13 protein-coding genes and 6 tRNA genes are annotated in these 17,600 nt (G+C 39.7%); 6 read left to right on the top strand and 13 right to left on the bottom strand.

Features of this window, described 5'->3' with window-relative positions; translation table 11 throughout:
- The first annotated feature begins 286 nt into the window (after positions 1-286).
- Complete coding sequence (locus tag MSVAZ_RS12260) at positions 287-685, top strand: hypothetical protein (RefSeq protein WP_011308457.1); 399 nt, start codon at positions 287-289, stop codon at positions 683-685.
- A gap of 491 nt (positions 686-1,176) precedes the next feature.
- On the opposite strand, the gene MSVAZ_RS12255 is transcribed toward MSVAZ_RS12260, so the two are convergent.
- From MSVAZ_RS12255 to MSVAZ_RS12225, 8 genes are all read right to left on the bottom strand, one after another.
- On the bottom strand, positions 1,177-1,389 hold the full coding sequence (locus MSVAZ_RS12255; RefSeq protein WP_048121346.1) for a MoaD/ThiS family protein: 213 nt from the start codon (positions 1,387-1,389) through the stop codon (positions 1,177-1,179).
- Positions 1,386-1,514, bottom strand: coding sequence for a hypothetical protein (locus MSVAZ_RS21580; protein ID WP_269746773.1), 129 nt, complete (start codon positions 1,512-1,514; stop codon positions 1,386-1,388). The genes MSVAZ_RS12255 and MSVAZ_RS21580 overlap by 4 nt, the downstream gene beginning before the upstream one ends.
- 602 nt (positions 1,515-2,116) lie before the next feature.
- Positions 2,117-2,188: transfer RNA gene (locus MSVAZ_RS12250), tRNA-Gly, on the bottom strand.
- 7 nt (positions 2,189-2,195) lie between these two features.
- Positions 2,196-2,270 (bottom strand) — tRNA-Phe (locus MSVAZ_RS12245).
- Between the two features lie 94 nt (positions 2,271-2,364).
- A tRNA-Val gene (locus MSVAZ_RS12240) sits at positions 2,365-2,438 on the bottom strand.
- Positions 2,439-2,497: 59 nt separating this feature from the next.
- A tRNA-Gly gene (locus tag MSVAZ_RS12235) sits at positions 2,498-2,569 on the bottom strand.
- A gap of 7 nt (positions 2,570-2,576) precedes the next feature.
- Positions 2,577-2,651: transfer RNA gene (locus tag MSVAZ_RS12230), tRNA-Phe, on the bottom strand.
- Between the two features lie 95 nt (positions 2,652-2,746).
- A tRNA-Val gene (locus tag MSVAZ_RS12225) sits at positions 2,747-2,820 on the bottom strand.
- Positions 2,821-3,350: 530 nt separating this feature from the next.
- Between MSVAZ_RS12225 and MSVAZ_RS12220 the strand changes: the two genes are divergently transcribed.
- Both MSVAZ_RS12220 and MSVAZ_RS12215 read left to right on the top strand, forming a co-directional pair.
- Complete coding sequence (locus MSVAZ_RS12220; protein ID WP_084626138.1) at positions 3,351-4,118, top strand: MBL fold metallo-hydrolase; 768 nt, start codon at positions 3,351-3,353, stop codon at positions 4,116-4,118.
- Positions 4,119-4,260: 142 nt separating this feature from the next.
- Complete coding sequence (locus tag MSVAZ_RS12215) at positions 4,261-5,577, top strand: methanogenesis marker 16 metalloprotein (RefSeq protein WP_048121344.1); 1,317 nt, start codon at positions 4,261-4,263, stop codon at positions 5,575-5,577.
- A 200-nt stretch (positions 5,578-5,777) separates the two neighbouring features.
- Here the strand turns inward: MSVAZ_RS12215 and comE are convergent, their stop codons facing one another.
- From comE to MSVAZ_RS12195, 3 genes are all read right to left on the bottom strand, one after another.
- Entirely contained in the window at positions 5,778-6,926 is a 1,149-nt protein-coding gene (gene comE / locus MSVAZ_RS12210; protein WP_157206084.1) for a sulfopyruvate decarboxylase subunit beta, read from the bottom strand.
- Positions 6,927-7,080: 154 nt separating this feature from the next.
- Positions 7,081-8,331 carry a cysteate synthase gene (locus tag MSVAZ_RS12205; protein WP_048121340.1) on the bottom strand — a complete coding sequence of 417 codons (1,251 nt, stop codon included), beginning with the start codon at positions 8,329-8,331 and terminating at the stop codon, positions 7,081-7,083.
- 558 nt (positions 8,332-8,889) lie between these two features.
- The gene (locus MSVAZ_RS12195; protein WP_048121336.1) at positions 8,890-9,348 is read right to left on the bottom strand and encodes a hypothetical protein; all 459 of its coding nucleotides are present in this window, start codon (positions 9,346-9,348) and stop codon (positions 8,890-8,892) included.
- 208 nt (positions 9,349-9,556) lie between these two features.
- Here MSVAZ_RS12195 and MSVAZ_RS12190 point away from each other — a divergent pair, with 208 nt between their 5' ends.
- Positions 9,557-9,769, top strand: a complete 213-nt coding sequence (locus MSVAZ_RS12190) for a zinc ribbon domain-containing protein (protein WP_048121334.1) — start codon at positions 9,557-9,559, stop codon at positions 9,767-9,769.
- A gap of 237 nt (positions 9,770-10,006) precedes the next feature.
- On the opposite strand, the gene MSVAZ_RS18920 is transcribed toward MSVAZ_RS12190, so the two are convergent.
- Positions 10,007-13,387 carry a tetratricopeptide repeat protein gene (locus MSVAZ_RS18920; RefSeq protein WP_084626137.1) on the bottom strand — a complete coding sequence of 1,127 codons (3,381 nt, stop codon included), beginning with the start codon at positions 13,385-13,387 and terminating at the stop codon, positions 10,007-10,009.
- A gap of 225 nt (positions 13,388-13,612) precedes the next feature.
- Here MSVAZ_RS18920 and MSVAZ_RS12180 point away from each other — a divergent pair, with 225 nt between their 5' ends.
- A complete protein-coding gene (locus MSVAZ_RS12180) occupies positions 13,613-13,951 on the top strand; it encodes a hypothetical protein (RefSeq protein ID WP_048121332.1) in 339 nt (112 codons plus the stop codon).
- 289 nt (positions 13,952-14,240) lie between these two features.
- Positions 14,241-15,902 carry an IS1634 family transposase gene (locus MSVAZ_RS12175; RefSeq protein ID WP_048120006.1) on the top strand — a complete coding sequence of 554 codons (1,662 nt, stop codon included), beginning with the start codon at positions 14,241-14,243 and terminating at the stop codon, positions 15,900-15,902.
- Positions 15,903-15,993: 91 nt separating this feature from the next.
- Here MSVAZ_RS12175 and MSVAZ_RS12170 read toward each other — a convergent pair whose 3' ends face one another.
- Positions 15,994-16,944: a tetratricopeptide repeat protein gene (locus MSVAZ_RS12170; protein WP_048121330.1), complete on the bottom strand. Its 951-nt coding sequence runs from the start codon at positions 16,942-16,944 to the stop codon at positions 15,994-15,996.
- Positions 16,945-17,600: the final 656 nt, after the last annotated feature.

The raw sequence follows: 17,600 nt of genomic DNA, 5'->3' as shown, positions 1-17,600 counted from the left end.
GCTCTAGTAGCCAGTTATAGACATCTGGTATTTACTTCTAATGCCGGTTGTTATACTTAAAACAGAAATAATCCACTACATTGCGTAAAAACGTTTTTTATTATGTTTAAAATTTCAAAACGAAATAGGTTACCTTATAAATATACATACTGTGTGCATATTTAGAGACTGTCGTCAGTTTTAAAAGATAATTATAAAAACCTTTCTTGAAGGCTTAAACATAAGTATCTTAATATTATTTAACTGACAAACTTATCCATAAAATTCTATGAAAGAAGGGGTTATCATGAAAGACTATGAAGTTAAAGTGCTGGACGAAAACGACCACATTTTTATTGAAACGTTAAGAAACCTTGGAATGTCCAGAAATGTCGCTACAACTATGGCATATCTTATGAATGTTGACGAGGCTTCATCCCGTGAAATAGAAATCAGTACCGGACTAAGACAACCAGAAGTAAGTCTTGCGATGAGGCTGATGCGCAATCAGTCATGGGTTAGCGTTCGTTCGGAAAAGAAACCCGGTAAAGGGCGCCCAATAAAGATCTATGCTCTTGCAGCGCCAGTTGACGAGATCATCAGTTATTACGAAGACAAAATTTACAAAGAATCTCAGGCAACCATCTCAGCAATTAAGAAGCTGAAGGTTATGAGTAAAAAGGTGCCTCTTACTCCCTCAAAGTAAAAACCTTCAAAACGAATTTGCTCCATAATGGCTGACAATTCTTCTCTTGAATTCGACCATTATGGAAACAAAAATCTTAATTATTCGAGTCATTTTTCATTCCTGTTCTCTACTTTTCTGGATCAACCGTTGCGCCGGTTGATCACGCCGACCATGTTGTGGAGTTTTCGGTCAATCATTTTTTGAAATATCTTGCTGGCAAACAGTTTTTAAAATGACTTGTGATGCATGACCCAGGGGTAATTTGAGTAAATTAACTCTCCTGAGAGCGTTGAAGATAGAACCTCTCTCTAACTTTTCTCCAAAGATTACTCCGCTTGAACTAGCGAAGTGAGCGAAACGGCACCGTCTCCCAGAGACGGGACTCGGGTGAAGGAACTCTGTGATAAAAACGCTATACAGAAGCGCTATACAGAAACGCTATACAGGAACTTCAAAAAAGGTGGAAAAAAGAATTGTAATAAAGGAGGGGTCTGCCTTTTGCTGGCAGTTCAGCCCCCTGTGACAACTCTGAGGATTGTAAGTTTATCGGAACTGACTGTTCCATCAAGGGGAACAGCATTCCCTCCATTTAATACAAGTACTGTTTCCTGATTTATATCCAAAGTATTAAGCAGGTCTTCGTAGGTAGCGCTCTCAGCTACTTCTACGGTCTGCTCAGAAATCTCTCCAGCCTGGATTGTTATATGTACTTTTCTACTCACTCTATTGCTCCACCGCCGCTTACCTGAATTTCGCCCACGACTTCCTTAATTAACTTCTGCTCCAGTTCATATTCTTTTCTAACGCCTTTCCTTTCCGCATTTCTCTTCTGGAACTTTCCTGTCATTTTAGATCTCCTTACGATTTTTCAGGTTTGCAACATAGTTGGTATAGATCTCTTCAAGCAGACTTATTCTCTGTCTTCTTGAGATGTATATCCAATAATTATAATCATTTTATGTTTTAATTAATTTTTTGGTTGACAATACCTGGTTAACATACCTGGTTTTCAAAACTCGTGGATATCATCACCTCTGAACTCAAACAATAACTATAGGTTAACATTGAATCAGATATCGTTCATAAGCTTGACAAAAAAGATTTAAAACTGAAATTTTAAAATAAAAATAGGAAGTATTTAATTAGAAGCTAATGTTTTATTGGAGTGCTGGTCAATATAATAAATATTTCAAACTCAAAGCAAAAAATATTAATATCAGGTAGGTCCGGGAAATGTCGCAAATAAATACCGGTAAAGAAAAGAGTAGATAAAGAAAAGAGTAGATAAAGAAAAGAGTAGATAAAGAAAAGAGTAGATAAAGAAAAGAGTAGATAAAGAAGAAAAAAGGTAAAAAACTTACCGATACAACCTGTTATTCTTAACAATTACCTTATTCTTGAACCTGACCTTATTCGAAAGTGACTCAATAAATTGGAAAAAATTAAATATACACCAGCCGGGATTCGAACCCGGGTTCGAGCGTTGGCAACGCCCGGTGATGACCGCTACACTACTGATGTTTGAAGATGGTGCCCAGACCCGGATTCGAACCGGGGACAACTGCCTCTTCAGGGCAGCGCTCTCCCACTGAGCTACCTGGGCAAGCAGGTTAATTCAAGTTATACTTCGATTAAGTGATAGCCTAATTTTCGTTTTCTTTTTCACTTTCCGGAAAAATCTCCGGAAATTTTTTTAGTGGGCCCGCTGAGATTCGAACTCAGGACCTCCGCCATGTCAAGGCGACGTCATAACCGTCTAGACCACGAGCCCATGTTGCTTATGATTTTTGCGTCGGAATACTTATCCGAAGCACTGTATTAAAAAAGTAATACACCAGCCGGGATTCGAACCCGGGTTCGAGCGTTGGCAACGCCCGGTGATGACCGCTACACTACTGATGTTTGAAGATGGTGCCCAGACCCGGATTCGAACCGGGGACAACTGCCTCTTCAGGGCAGCGCTCTCCCACTGAGCTACCTGGGCAAGCAGGTTAATTCAAGTTATACTTCGATTAAGTGATATCCTGAATTTTCGTTTTCTTTTTCACTTTCCGGAAAAATCTCCGGAAATTTTTTTAGTGGGCCCGCTGAGATTCGAACTCAGGACCTCCGCCATGTCAAGGCGACGTCATAACCGTCTAGACCACGAGCCCAGTAGTTTGTTGCTTCTGTTTTTCGCACAAAAGTGCAACTCCATAGTGCGCATCATCATTTATATAAGTTTTGGGTGGTATGTACCTTTTCTAACCGAATCAACCTTAAAAGAGATGAAATCTTTATACAGTTTGTATCCTAATTTTTCTTTCGGAATCTAATGATGAATCTTTTTAGAGATTCGGTTTTCCAGCAAGCATTGCAAAATCCCTCATTTACAATTCTTCAAATTCAATCGTCTGATTTGTTTTTATAAAACATTAATTTTTTAATAAGTCAATAATACCATATATTAATTTCTAGAAAACATGAAACCTGTTAAAGGAAAAACAAAAGGTAGTTCAATGTAAAAGCAACTCAATAAACAAAAAGAGGCTCAATGTAAAAGGTAGTTCAATGTAAAAGCAACTCAATAAACAAAAAGAGGCTCAATATAAAGGCAGCACTAGAGGCTCAATGCAAAAGGCAATACAATGCAAAACATGCAAAGAGCAACGAAACTCTTTCCAGATTTTGAGGAGAAAACTGAATGACTTCCAGCGAAGACAACCGGCAAGACCGTGAGAGCTTGAAAAGTAAAAGACCAGAATGCGAGAAGTCTTACAATATTATTAGTATCCCAATGGGGCACTCAAATTCTTATCTGATAGTTTCAGCTGGCCGGGGAGTTCTTGTGGATGCAGGATGCCCGGGCAAAATCAAAAACATTCAAACTGCTCTCGAACAGAACAACCTTGTTTTCCGGAATATAGTTCTGATCATTCTCACCCACACTCATTACGATCATACAGGCTGCCTTGCCGAAATAAAAAAACGAAGCGGAGCAAAAGTTCTGGTTCATGCATCCGAAAAAAGATGCCTGGAAACGGGCATAACTCCCTTTCCGAAAGGTACTATGTGGTTCTCAAAAATAATTTCGGAAATTGGGAACTCCTTAATGGTTTCCAAATCAAAATATCAACCTGTCAATCCTGATATAGTAATAGGGAACGAATATGACCTTGGAAACTATATCCCTGGTGCAAAAGTCATTTCCACGCCTGGCCATACTGCAGGCTCGATAAGCCTTGTGATTGAAAATGACGCTGCATTCGTAGGAGATACGCTTTTCAATGTCATGCCCTGGAGTGTATTTCCCCCTTTTGCAAACGACATCCGCGAACTTCTAGAAAGCTGGGAGGGGTTGATTGCTTCAAGTTGCAGGACATATTTCCCCGGTCATGGCAGACCCATACCTCTCCAGAAACTAAAAAACTCATACGAAAAAAAGACAAAAAAAAGTAAAGAAGACCTTTGAGTTTATTCATTCTCTAAAACGGCCAATTTCACATTCTCTAAAACGGCCAATTTCACGCTTATTCTTTCCTCCAGAGTAACTGATCCTCAGGCAATCCTTACTCCTAAAATAGGATGAACTCAATATCCCGGTTGAGGGAAACATGAACGGAGCATTCGATAACACAGAGACGTCCCGGACAATCCCGGAAATCCAGGATAAAATTGATGCCGGAGACGCAATCGTTCTTACGGCTACGGAAATTAGTGCAAGAATTCGAGCAGGGGAGGATATAAAGCTCGAAGACGTGGATGTTGTAACAACTGCAACGCGTGGCATTATGAGTGGAACCTATGCCGTACTTTCGTTCAAAGTATCAGAGCCTGATTCGTTTGTTAAGGCGTCTGAAGTCCTGCTAAACGGCGTGCCTGCAGTTGTTGGTCCCTGCCCTAATGAAAGGCTTGGAATTTTGGACCTGATAGTACTTGGAACCGCTCACAGTAAGTTTGATCCCAACTACGGGGGCGGACACCTTTTCAGGGAGATGGTAGAAGGAAAAAACATTAAAGTTGATGTAACTACCAGTGAAGGAGACCATTTCTCGGTAGAAACGCGGTTATCTGAGATCCCCTATGCGAAACTCAATGCAACAAGACACTCCTTTAAGAATTATCGGGCGTTTGTAAATCCCGGAAAAGAGTCTATCAAAACCATCTTTCACGCTCTGCCTTTTGAAGGTGAGTTTAAGGAAATGACCTTTTGCGGCTGCGGTGAGTTAAACCCAATTGAAAACGACCCCAAGCTCGAAACTATAGGAATCGGGACAAGAGTACTTCTCAACGGAGCAGACGGATTTGTTACCGGGGCTGGCACTCGAAGCGCTCCGGATAATCCTAACCTTACGGGTTTTGCTGATATGCATGACATGACCCCTGAGTACATGGGGGGGTTTGTAACATCTGCTGGTCCTGAAATTATCAATACATGGGCTGTTCCTATCCCCATTCTTCACGGAGGAATGCTGGAAAATATCCTGAAGCTGGATAAGGAAATCCCGCTAAAGCTTGTAGACCTCGCAGGGAGAATTCCCCTCTGTGAGATCACCTATGGGGATGTATGGGATAACGTGGACCTGAATATTAAGTACGAACCCGAAAAATGCCTTAATTGCAAGGATTGCCTTGTAATCGAAGCCTGTCCCATGGGTGCGGTAAGTCGGGGGGAAAACGGAGCTATACACAATCTGAAATTTTGCTTTAACTGCGGACTCTGTATCTCAAGGTGCAGGGGAGAAGCATTCAGTGCAAACCTGGGTTCTGTCAGGTGTTCAACCGGAGGCTGCCTTAGAGATATTAAGGTAACACTGCGTCAGTCCGATCGTGCAAGGGCAATTATAGCTGCCGAAGAACTCAAAGAGAAAATTCTCACAGGAAGGTTCAGACTTAATGAACCTGTAGAAAAAATAAGCTGGAGAAAGTAAGACAATGTTCTTCTCTCCTTTAATGCTCCTGTAACTGTAATTTTTACTTTTAAAGACGTAACTTCTAATTTTTATTTTTTGAAATGTTACTTCTAATTCTTATTTTTTCGGAGACTTGTTTTTAGAATCTCTTTGTTTTAAACCTCTTCAAGCTCAAACTTTTAAAGTCTCTTTAAAGCGTTTTGTAACTTTTTCAGACTTCAAGCTTTTAAAGCCTCTTTAAAGCGTTTTGTAACCTCTTCAGGGCTCAGGGGGATATTGGGAGCTTTTGTATTTCCAGGCTTCAGGATTACATGGATAAAGGAAAGTTCCTGCATGGCCCGAAATTTACTGAAAGCTTCTATTAACCTCTCTGGGCTGTTTACCTTAGCCGTATTCTGAATTCCGCAAGCGGTTGCAAAAATTTCCAGGTCAATATAGCGGAGAGCACAGGTTTCCTGCGAGCCTGTGGAGCCGTAGGCACCATTGTCAAGGCAAATAATAATCAGGTTTTTTGGGGCTTCATTAGCAATTTCGAGCAGGGCGTTGGGGTTCATAAGCAGGCTGCCGTCCCCGTCAAGGGTCACTACCGTCTTTTCTGTCCTAAGAGCCAGGCCAAGTCCTATCGACGAGACGAGCCCCATTGAGCCAAACATATAGAAGTTAAGCTCCCTGTCTCTGCAAGCATAAAGTTCCTTGCAGGGAACTCCAAGATTTGTTACCGTAATTTCGCCATCAAGCTGAGAATCAATTGCGCAAATCGCATCGTTCCTTAGCATTAATGGTCTGAGGGTTTCCTGCTTAATATTGAAACGGCATGTTCTTTCCATAATCTCGGGTTTTTCGGGCAATCCAGCCGCTTCCCAGGCGCAACAATTCGAGCTTTCCCATACTTTCGGAGAAATTAGGGCTATATGCGGCCTTAAATTCTCAAACGCGTCTTTTATTACATTTTCAAGTAGAGATAGCTTTCCGGCTTCATCAATTATTGTATACGCAAGCCCTGCTCCTTCAAGGATTGCCGGGAGATGGGTGCCAAGCGGGACCTGGGCTTCGATTCCTTCAGCGTAAACCCCACGCCAGCTTGCCAGAACAGGTAAGGGAATCCTGCAGATTACATTAAGTGATTCCAGAGCATTAATCATATTCCCAAGCCCTGTGCTCTGGATAAGCATCATGGGCCTCCCCCCTGCAAGGTAAACCCCGGCACAAATGCCCACACCATTTTCTTCTCTCGTTAACTTGATTTCAGGAAAATTCTCAGAAACCAGGGGAAGCAGGTTTTTGATCCTGTCGCAGGGCAGAGTTGCGGCAAGGTCGATACCTGCCTTTTTCATTATTGCTATGACTTCTTCTTCCGGACTTGCCATGCACATGCCTCTTCAGCTTTCTTAATATTCTTTATATTTTCACTGTTTTTAGTTAGAGTTGTTTTAGACTCAGATATTCAGCTTGTCTAGATATTCAGCTTGTCTAGATATTCAGCTTGTCTAGATATTTAGCTCGTCTAGATATTCAGCTCATCTAGATATTCAGCTCGTCTAAGGAAATATCAGGATTTTTGGCAGTAGCTACCGGCTCGATCTGGTAAAGTGTATAGTCCTCTTTCAGGCGTTTGTATCCTCCGCCTGCAAGGTTCAGGAGAATAGTTTCGTCCTTATCAACGTTTCCTGCTTCCACGGCTTTTAGTAGAGAAGCTGTTGCAACTGCTGACGGAGGCAGAATGTCGATTCCTTCAATGGCTTCGAAAAGGGCCTTAGCTTCAATGGCTTCTTCTCTGGTAACTGCGTACATTATTCCATCAGTATCGGTAAGTGCATCGTATAACCCGCCCATAACCCCATATGGTGGAGTCCGGTTGGTAAGCACGGTAGCATAGGTTTCTTCTACCTGTTTCTTTGCATCCTTCATGTCAAGTTCTGGAATGATTTCTCTTCTTTTTTCCTGCCAGGCGTTGTACATGGGAACAAAAGGAAGGTTCTGGGCAAGCTGAAGTTTAGGGATTTTTTGCCCGAACCGCCCATCGTCCCTGAGACGCATTGCGGCTTCCCATACTGAAATTCCTCCTGTGCCGCTTCCGACTGCCTGGAAATATTGATCAGGCATTTTTCCTATAGTTACTGCTGCATCCAGCATCACAGTGCCCATTCCATCTCTTCTGGCGATATTTCTTGCTCCGCCTTCGGGAATCATGCCAGGCAGCTTTGCAATCCTGCCTGCGAGATTGATAGCGTCAGTGTAATCGTTTCCTGGACTCATACTGATGAGATGGATAGATTCAGTGGGCTCTTCAGGCAGCCATAGATTTGAAGCTCCGGACTCCGGTACAACTATGTAGACATCAGTTCCTGTCAAAGCCGATACGTGCGCAAAGGCCCGGCCGGTATTTCCAGCAGAAGCAAGGACTATGGCTTTTCCTCCGGTCTCTTTCAGGAGTTGCATGGTCGGGTGGGCTTCGAGTTCTTTGAAACTGCAGGTTTTAATGAAAGCCCCTCTTTCAGGCCAGTACCCGCTGAACCCTATATAAAGGTTCGAAAGCCCGAGTTCTCTGGCAAAAGCTTCACTTTTGTAAGTTATAGGCCCCGCATCCGTAGTAAGTTCTTCCTGGACCGGGAGCCAGGAATGAAACCTTCCGATACCTGGCTGGTTTCTTAATTCCAGTCTTTTTTCGAGGTATTCCGCCCGCAAAAAAGCGTCATCGTTCTCACAGGTGAGCCTGTATTCCTGGCCGTACTCTCTTCCGCACTTAAGACATTTCAGTTTGAATTTTCCCATCGCTATCACAGGAAATTGGGCTTCTAATTAAATATGTATTCCTGAAAAGTGAATATAATTCTCTTTTTGTGTTATATTATTGAATTAGTTGTCTTATTGGGCTATTTTATTTTACTAATGAGAAGAGAACCACTTTATCAAATTAACAAGTTGGAAAAATTTGATAAGACAGCTAGAAGACAGCTAGAGGAGAAAAGGATTGGGAAACTGAAAAGAGAAAGAGGGGGGATCTGAGAAAGAAAGAAGGAAAAACTGGAAAGAAAAGAGAAGAAAAACTGAAAAGGAATGATAACGAAACTGGGAAGCAAGAAGGAAAAACTGGAAAGAAAAGAGAAAGAGGGGGGATCTGAGAAAGAAAGAAGGAAAAACTGGAAAGAAAAGAGAAGAAAAACTGAAAAGGAATGATAACAAAACCGGGAAGCAAAGACGAAGGAATGGAAAGGAAAAAATGACGTGCCGGAAAGGAGACTATTGAAGAAAGAAAAGAGGTAGAAGAAACTAAAAGTAGATGGGGAATTAAGGCTAAGCAGGTAACTTTTATCAACGTTTCTCTTTTCCTTAATAAAAGACCGGCGGAGTGACTTTTACATTTTCATAACTCCTTGCCTTGCCTTTAGGAGGATAAACAAAGGTGACAACGTCAGACTGCACTCCTAATTCATAAGGATCACACAGGTAGCTCCCGGCCTCTTTCCTGGAAATATTTAGCATCTGGAGCGAGGCACTTGACCTTCCTATCTTTTGAATCTTTACTTCCTTAAATTCGGAGAAAATCTCCTTAATCTTGGGCTCCAGGTTTTTACTTCCAAAAAATGATATATATACCTGAGCAAAGGGACTGAGATGGTAGTCTATATTGACAGTCGCGTCAGTCTTGTCAAACTGAATCACTATATTGTCAACGTGAATATATTTTCCTTCTTTGAACTGATCTGCACTGGTTCCAGGAACGAATCTAGCAGCCAGTAGAATGGATGAGATTAGAAGGGCAATTACAATTATTGGTTTTGTTTTCATGGTTCTTACTCAGTAATATTCTTCTTTTTTAATATCTCTTTCCTGCAAATCTTTTTTCTATCATGCCTGACCGATTTCAAAACGGAAAATGCGTCATTTTTATTGCAAGGGTTTCTATATTTAGACTACTTGCAATATCATTAAATATCGCAACACTAAAGGTATTCCACCGTTTAGATTATCTAAAAGAGAGTAAAGAGGCCATAAAATGAGTAAAGATATTCATTTCATCTGCCCCAAATGCGGAAATACCACCTACGAAACCGGCGAGATCCGCACCACAGGCGGCTTTTTAAGTAAAATCTTCGATATCCAGAACAAAAGATTCACCCATGTCACCTGCAAGCGCTGCAAATACACCGAGTTCTACCAGACCAAGAGCAGCATGTTGGGAGACGTTTTCGATTTGTTCACTTCGTAATTAGCCGATAAAGGATTTTTTGGTGGAAATTACTTTTTTTCCATCCTTTCGTTTTTTTGATTGCTTATTGTCCGGGACTGGAGAGTAGCATCTTTACGGGAGCTTGTCACGCTCGACGAAGGAGAGCGGCCTTTTTGTGAATAGAACCCAAGCAGAAGAATCAGTGAAAGTGCAATAAACGGAAAAATTTGGAATTATTCTCACGAAGCCTGCACATTATTAGTTCTGAGATTGATTTTAATTATTAGGGATAACAAGAAAAAGGCATTTTTCTTTTAATTCTTCAATTTTACGTTCATCAAGATTCTGAATATGTTTGTTTGTTAAAGGAGAGAATTGTTTTATTAGGGACGTTTCAACATCATCTGTTTTTTTCTCAATACTTCCCCTTTCTTTTATAAGCATGCATTTCAATGCATTATGATCATTACAGGAGTTTATTCTGTTAATTATTTCCACAAATTCCCTGCCTTTTTCTTTTAATTTATCGGGAATTTCAGCTTCTTCAAAAATGTGGATGAGCTTTAAGGTTATTGGCTCCTGCCCTGTCTGAGTATCCCTTGATGTATTAAAATCCGTATTTATTGACATTATATATACAAATTGTTCCATTACGCCGTCAACTGGCTCTATGACGGTTTCATTCTCCCCAAGTTTTGAGTACGAGTGCTTGTCAAGTGTTAAAACAACTCCAGTAGACCCTCCATGTATTGTTGTTTTATCCTTTCCCCAGGTATAGATTCCATTTACCATAACGTGTGCCCGGTTTCCAGCACAAAGCTGGATATTGAGCTCACTGTTTGCTTTTCTATAAAATATCTTTGGAGATGGATTTGTCTGAGGCACAAGGATTACGTCGCAGGCACGTATCAAACGCTTTCTCAAATCATCAGTCACATACTCATAACAGATCATAACCCCCACTCTAAGGTCTTCTCTAAGTTTGAGAATGTGGTTCACTTCACCTGCTTCCATACCTTCCTCAAAACCGCATCCTCTTTCATCCCTTGCTGCCAGCGCTTTTTCATTGTGTATGATTTTAGAATCAGGAATCACAATAGGAGAGATATTTTTCCTTAAATCTTCTTCTCTAAACTCGCGGATGAACAGTTTTCCATACTTCTCAAGGTTCTTTTCCTGAACATAGTGGCTGCCTGCAACGACAATAACCCCATTTTCATCGGCATATTGCTGTATATCTTCGAGATATTCAAAAGGTATAGAAAACTCAGGGAATACCAAAATGTCAGCTTTTTCCTTCACAGCTTCAAGAATTGCCATTATTTTCCTGTAATAAGCTTCATCAGCCGTAAGTTTCACAATGGAATCTTCTTCATAAGCATGATATTTCAATTGCACAGCCGCAATTCGTAAATTAGAACCTTCAAAAGAGTTATTGCAGCAGTCATGTTGTAATATCCGAATTTTCTTATTTCCTTGTATGCTCTCAAAATAATCAATTGACTTTATGACTGGTTTTTTCTGCCCTCTTACGCTGAAAGTAATTTCGTCTTTTCCTTCCGGGAAATATTTTTTTTCAAGATAATCAATTTCAAGAGAATTGTTTTCTTTTTCTTCGGAGGTAAGGAATTTGTTAAAAAGCGTTCTGTTTCCTGCTTTGATTGTTAACTTGCTTTTTACTTTTTCAGGGTCATCAAAGATAACTTTGAGTTTCCAATTTTCGTAGATCAGCTTGATAGGGTTGAAAGGCTCTTCAAAATAGTCCTTTGTTCTCCTGTGAATATACTCAAAAAGGTTTTCAAGAGGCCGATATTCAATTGAATTAATTTTTTCCAAGAAATCAAAAAGAAGTTTATCCCTAGTTTTACAATCTTTTTCTTCAAAAATCTGTGGGAGGTCCATAAATGAAGCGCAGATGCTTGGATTATCATCATCAGACAGAGTTCTGGTAACCTCCTCTACAACATTCTTTAATCTTGGCACATCAACTTCTTTAGATTTTTCAATTTCCGTTAGAATTTCAAACAGCCCGGTATAGACGCAATAGCAAACGTTTGCTTTTTCATAAGTTTCAGTTGCTTTTTTAAACTGTTCTATTGCCTGATTGAGCAGCTCCAGATTAGGTTGCTTTGAAGAAAGTGCTTCATTTACAAGTTTTCTTCCAGAAAGGTAATATGAGGTCGAATCACATAGTTTTGAAACAGCCTCGTCTTCTTCAACAGATTTTAGCTCTTCAACTGCTTTTATAGCTTTTTTATATTCACCTGCACGTTTTCCTGTATTGGGCTCAGCTCTGATGTTCTTGAGCAGAAAGTCAATATATGCACTCAGCCCTGCCCCAGTAACCAGTTCTCTTTCGTGCTTCAGCTCATATTTAATAAAAAAATCCTGATATTTTTTGCACAGCTCGACTGCTTCTTTCAGGCATCTCATCTGATCATATTGATTGTCTTTTTTTGCCTGTTCTGTATTTAACTCAATAAGTTTCATTATCGAATGGGTCTTTCTACCTATCGTCAGGTATTGCATAGGTTCGGTGTAAATTTCGAGTGCTTTTTCGTACCTTTGTTTCGCCTCTTCAATGAATCCCATATTAGAAAGCAAGGCACCTGAATTGCTCAGTGTCCCTCCTATGTAAAATTGGTAAGATACGTTTTCGGGGTCGCTTTCGAGTAGTTTTTCATAGATTTCGAGTGCTTCTTCGTACCTTTGTTTCGCCTCTTCAACGAGCCCCATATTTTTAAGCAAGTTTCCTAAATTGTTTAGTGTCATTGCTACATCTGATTGGTAAGCTATGTTTTTGGGGTCGTTATTGAGGAGTTTTTGCCTCATTTTGAGTGCTTTTTCGTACCTTTGTTTCGCCTCTTCAATGAGCCCAATATCAGAAAGCAAGTTTCCTAAATTGTTTAGTGTCGTTCCTACATAAGATTGGTAAGATACGTTTTCGGGTAGTTTTTCATAGATCTCGAGTGTTTTTTCATACCTTTGTTTTGCCTCTTCAATGAACCCCATCTCAGAAAGCAAGGTACCTAAATTATTTAGTATCATTCCTACGTAAGACTGGTAAGATACGTTTTCGGAGTCGCTTTCGAGTAGTTTTTCATAGATTATGAGTGCTTTTTCGTACCTTTGTTTCGCCTCTTCAACGAGCCCCATATTTTTAAGCAAGTTTCCCAAATTGTTTAGTGTCTTTCCTACGTAAGATTGGTAAGATACGTTTTCGGGGCCGTTTTTGAGTAGTTTTTGCCTCATTTCGAGTGCTTTTTCATACCTTTGTTTTGCCTCTTCAATGCGTCCCATATCAGAAAGCAAGTTTCCTAAATTGTTTAGTGTCCCTCCTACGTAAGATTGGTAAGCTATATTTTCGGGATCGTTATTGAGGAGTTTTTGAGAGATCAATAGAGATAGTTCGTAGAAATTTTGCGCTTGAGAGAAACGTCCTATTTTATGTAAGTTATACCCAAGAGTGAAAACATCGTCAAAGCTCTTCTGGAAGTTTGACTGAAAAAATTCGTTTTTGGGATCTTTTAAGAGAAACTTTGCGGTTTCTTCGGCTTGTTCAAGTTCTTTTAAAGCTTCTTCTAATTTGCCTTCTTGCATTAAAGATAAAGTCTTTTGAAATTGTCTTTCTGCTGAATCTCTCAAACTCTCTGACATAATAAAAGAATAAATTCAGGATGGTTTAAACATTTTGTTTTTTTACTATGGAGTTGTAGCAAAAAGTGTGAGAATAAGAGGTGTTTTGCTTCTTATTCTTAGCACACAGGGAAAAGGTAAATAATGTGTACAGATAAATGAAATAAGAATAAGATCGAGATTCGGGGGGAGGGTAGAATCGAGATTCCTGAGTTTAGAAAAAAAGAAAAGATATACCTGCTGCTTGTGAGTATTTTTCTCGCAGCTATCCTCTTTTATACCTTTTATATCGGACAGCTTCTCTGGGGCATAGTTATTGATGTTCTCATTCTGAGGCTTTATTTCCTAATAAAAAGGGAAAGGAGTTACTTAAGGGAGTGTTCCCTGGATGAAAAAGAAGCAGGAACTCCTCAAGATCCCCAGATGAGGAAGAAAGTCCGGCTTGCAAACATTCTTGTTACTCTCTTCGTGCTTGGGCTGGTTGTTTACTCGTACTTTACTTTCCAGTTCCTCTCAGGGGTCGTTGCAGGACTGCTGATTTTGCTTTATGTACACATGCTGCTGTTTTCAAAGGATAACCTTTAAAAATTAAAGTGTTCGGGCTGTTGCGAGCTTTAAGAGATTACAGGCTCTATTACGCTTTCCTCTATGACTCAGCTCTCTATGACGCTGTCGGCGCATTTGAGATAAAATCCTTAAACTTTACTTTCAAAGAAGTGCGATTTTTGCTTGGATTTCTCCTCAAAACCACTATCAGATGCCTTTTCATTTCTCTTTAATTTGTTGATCCTAACTACTAAATTCACTTTAAAAGGTCTAATACTAACGATTTAATTGGAAAAGTATTTATAAATGTTGATCCTAATTAAAGAGTATGGTATTTTTGAGAAAGAAACTTATCAAAGGCAAACCTTACTGGTACATTGTAGAAGCTGCCAGGGTTAACGGAAAGGTAAAGACTGTTTTTCAGATTTATCTGGGTAGTGCAGAAAAAATACTTGAAATGAAAAAACAATGTGAATCGATGCCTTATGATAAACTTAAGTCTTTTGAGTACGGCAAGCTTGCCGCACTCCTTCATGTAAATGAAGAACTTGGATTCATTGACATAGTAAACAAGCATACTGACAAAAAATTAATAGATGGATTGAGTGTTGGAGAATACCTTTTACTCGATATAATTGGGAAAAGTCACGGCATTTTAAGTGAAAACGGGATCGAAGACTGGTTCAAAAAATCCCCAATATCTTTCATGTGGAAGTTTCCTCACAAACTAAATTGCCAGAATTTCCTGAACCAAATGAGTTACATTGATTCAGATACGATGAAAAAGATTGAAGACGACCTTTGTCGGGTTCTTGTTGAGAAGGGGTTAACTCCATCAATAATGTTTGTTGATGAATCAAACTGGTTTACCTTTGCCACTAATTATGATGAAAAAAGTGAACTGCTTCATAAAGGATATAACAAAAAGCATCGTAAAGACAAAAATCAAATTTGTGTATCACTGGCTGTAAATGAAAACAATATACCCTTTATTCACGAAACTTATCCTGGAAATGTTCCTGATTCGGAAGAATTTTCGGGCATTGTAGACAAAATCATAAATCGACTGACTGAATTAAATATCTGTTCTGAAGATCTTGTTCTTGTTTTCGATAAAGGTAACAACTCTAAGGATAACATTGAAAAGGTAATCTCAAAAATGAGTTTTGTAGGAGCCGCAAAAGCAAATCAGGCTGAGGAACTCCTTGATGTTCCACTTTCAAGGTATAATTACTTGTATAAAAACACAAAAGGTAGCGAGATTTTTGGGTGCCGGACAAAACATCAGTTCTACGGAACAGAATTCACAACCGTAATTACCTATAATGAAGGGACTTACAAACTTCAAAAAAGCACTTATGAAACAAACAAATCAAAAATAATTGATCAACTCCAAGACCTGCAGAGAAGATTAGAAAGCAGTAAAGGAAAAGAGAGAAACAGAAGCAGTGTCGAAAATGAAGTTTCAGAAATTATTCTGAAAAAATTCAGGACTGTCATAAAATACGAAATAATTGCAGCTCCTGAAGGTAAGAAAAAACCTCAGTTGAAGTTCTGGGTTGATGAGGAAAACGAAAAAAGGTGTGAAAAAACGTTTGGTAAGAATATTCTGTTTACGGATAAGCAGGAGTGGCATACTAAAAAGATAGTGAAAACATATAACAGTAAAAATCTTGTTGAAGACGATTTTAAGCTGTTGAACGACCATTTACTTGTCCCTGTAGGACCAGTTTATCACCACAAGGATGAAAATATAAGGGTTCATGTATTTTTGGCTATGATTGGCCTGCTTTTCTACAGATATTTGGCCTGGGAAGCAAAGATATATGGGTTTTCTATGAAACAACTGATTGAAAAACTGTCTGAAATTAAGATTGCAGTAGTTCAGGAAAAAGAATCCAAAAAAAGCAAAATTATTGTGGAAGAAATGGACACTAAACAAGCATCGTTATTTTCTTTTCTGAATCTGGAGAAATATCTGCCATCGTAATAGAATCGTTATTGGTAGGATTATTCTTTTATTAGGCATACACAGATAAAGCCGCAGGATAACGTAAAATCAGTCATCTTTGAAAGCAAAGTTAAAGCTTTTCCGGCTTTTCCGAATTTTCCGGATTCTCCAGGTTTTCCAGAGTTTCTGGCTTTTCCTGTTTCAGTTTTTCCGGGTTCTCCAAGGTTTCCTGTTCTTCCAGATTTTCTTGCTTTTCCTGATTTTCCGAATTCTCCAGGTTTTCCAGGCTTTCAGGCTTTTCCTGTATTTTCATTGTTTCCAGTTTTTCAAGCCTTTCCCGGGTTAAAGCAATAGCATCTTTGATAGTTGCATCTTCAGGCTGCTGGTTGAAGATGTTTTCCTGCATAGTCAGGGCTTTTTCAAGGCTCTGTTTTGCAGTATCGGATTTTTCCGGGCCCTGCTGGACCAGGCAGTTTCCAAGCCGGCTGAGCGCAACTGCAAGTTCAGCCTGATAGCCCAGGTTTTCTGGCTTTTCTTCAAGCAGCTTTTCATAAAGCTCAATTGCCTGACTGAGGACTTCGCATGCTTGCTCAAAAGAACCCATGTCCGTAAGGAGAGCTGCATAATTGTTCAGGTTCTCGCCGGCAGCAGACCGGAAGACTGCATTTTCAGGTTCTTTTGCCAGGAGGTTTTCATAGGTCTCACGGGCGCGGACATAATATTCCGCAGCTTGCGGATTTTCGCCTTTTCTTTTGAGAAGGTTTCCGGTATTGCTCAGAGTTGTACCCATGTAGTGCTGGTAATTGGTGTTTTCAGGATCGTTTTTAAGAAGTTCTAAGCCTGCATCGAGGGCCTTTTCGTAGGTTTCGAGGGCTTCATCGTATTTCGACTCAGTATAATAGATGCCTCCGCGCATAAAAAGAATGTAATATACAGCGTCAGTGGCTTTTGCTTTCCTTGCAGAGTCTTCGGCTTTATCTAGGGTTTCAAGGGCTTTATCCAGCTTGCCTTTTTTGATATGGGTTACTGCACTGTGAATTTGCTTCAGAAGGAGAATATTTCTTACCTTGCTTCTGGACATAAGAGAAAAATGCCCCTTGTTTTTTTAAATAGCTGTCGATGCCGGTTTATGGACAGCCGGCAGGACATAGCTTAAAGTTAGGTCCTGATACCTCTAAGCTAGCTCTAAACCGACATGCACTGGGCTAACTGGCCTAAACTGGCTTAAACTGATATAACTGGTTTTAAATGATCTGAACTGGCCTGAATCGGTCTGAATTAATCTGAGATTGTCTGTACTGACCTTGCACTGATCTGAACTGGTCTGAACTGATCTGAACTGATCTGAACTGACCTAAACTGACCCAAAAAATCTTAACTGATCTGAAATGATCTGAAATAATCTGAAATTGTCTTAACTGGTTTGAAATGGGCTTAATTGATCTGAAATGATCTGAAATTATGTGAACTGATATGAAACGATCTGAAATGATCTTAAATGATCTGAAATGATCTGAAATTATGTGAACTGATCTGAACTGATCTGAACTGACCTGAACTGACCTGAACGGTCTGAACTGATCTGAAATGATCTAAACCAGTTATGAATCAGCTCTTAAGTAACTCTAGTATGAATTAGCGAATAATGCTCAATGTATATATAGGGGGGATAGCATAAAAGAGTTGAAATTATCTAAATGATTTGAGAATTAATTTTTCATTACATTTTATAGCCAA

It is taken from the genome of Methanosarcina vacuolata Z-761 (assembly GCF_000969905.1).
Classification (GTDB): Archaea; Halobacteriota; Methanosarcinia; order Methanosarcinales; family Methanosarcinaceae; genus Methanosarcina; species Methanosarcina vacuolata.
Note: the sequence above shows the minus strand (reverse complement) of the source record. Positions and strands in the feature narration are given on the sequence as shown.

Excerpts from the sequence above, each read along its gene's own strand:
- MSVAZ_RS12190 (WP_048121334.1), top strand. The coding sequence starts at position 9,557 with ATGAGTAAAGATATTCATTTCATCTGCCCCAAATGCGGAAATACCACC.
- MSVAZ_RS12215 (WP_048121344.1), top strand. The coding sequence starts at position 4,261 with ATGAACGGAGCATTCGATAACACAGAGACGTCCCGGACAATCCCGGAA.
- MSVAZ_RS12260 (WP_011308457.1), top strand. The coding sequence starts at position 287 with ATGAAAGACTATGAAGTTAAAGTGCTGGACGAAAACGACCACATTTTT.
- comE (WP_157206084.1), bottom strand. The coding sequence starts at position 6,926 with ATGGCAAGTCCGGAAGAAGAAGTCATAGCAATAATGAAAAAGGCAGGT.
- MSVAZ_RS12175 (WP_048120006.1), top strand. The coding sequence starts at position 14,241 with ATGGTATTTTTGAGAAAGAAACTTATCAAAGGCAAACCTTACTGGTAC.
- MSVAZ_RS12195 (WP_048121336.1), bottom strand. The coding sequence starts at position 9,348 with ATGAAAACAAAACCAATAATTGTAATTGCCCTTCTAATCTCATCCATT.
- MSVAZ_RS21580 (WP_269746773.1), bottom strand. The coding sequence starts at position 1,514 with ATGACAGGAAAGTTCCAGAAGAGAAATGCGGAAAGGAAAGGCGTTAGA.
- MSVAZ_RS18920 (WP_084626137.1), bottom strand. The coding sequence starts at position 13,387 with ATGTCAGAGAGTTTGAGAGATTCAGCAGAAAGACAATTTCAAAAGACT.
- MSVAZ_RS12205 (WP_048121340.1), bottom strand. The coding sequence starts at position 8,331 with ATGGGAAAATTCAAACTGAAATGTCTTAAGTGCGGAAGAGAGTACGGC.
- MSVAZ_RS12170 (WP_048121330.1), bottom strand. The coding sequence starts at position 16,944 with ATGTCCAGAAGCAAGGTAAGAAATATTCTCCTTCTGAAGCAAATTCAC.
- MSVAZ_RS12220 (WP_084626138.1), top strand. The coding sequence starts at position 3,351 with ATGACTTCCAGCGAAGACAACCGGCAAGACCGTGAGAGCTTGAAAAGT.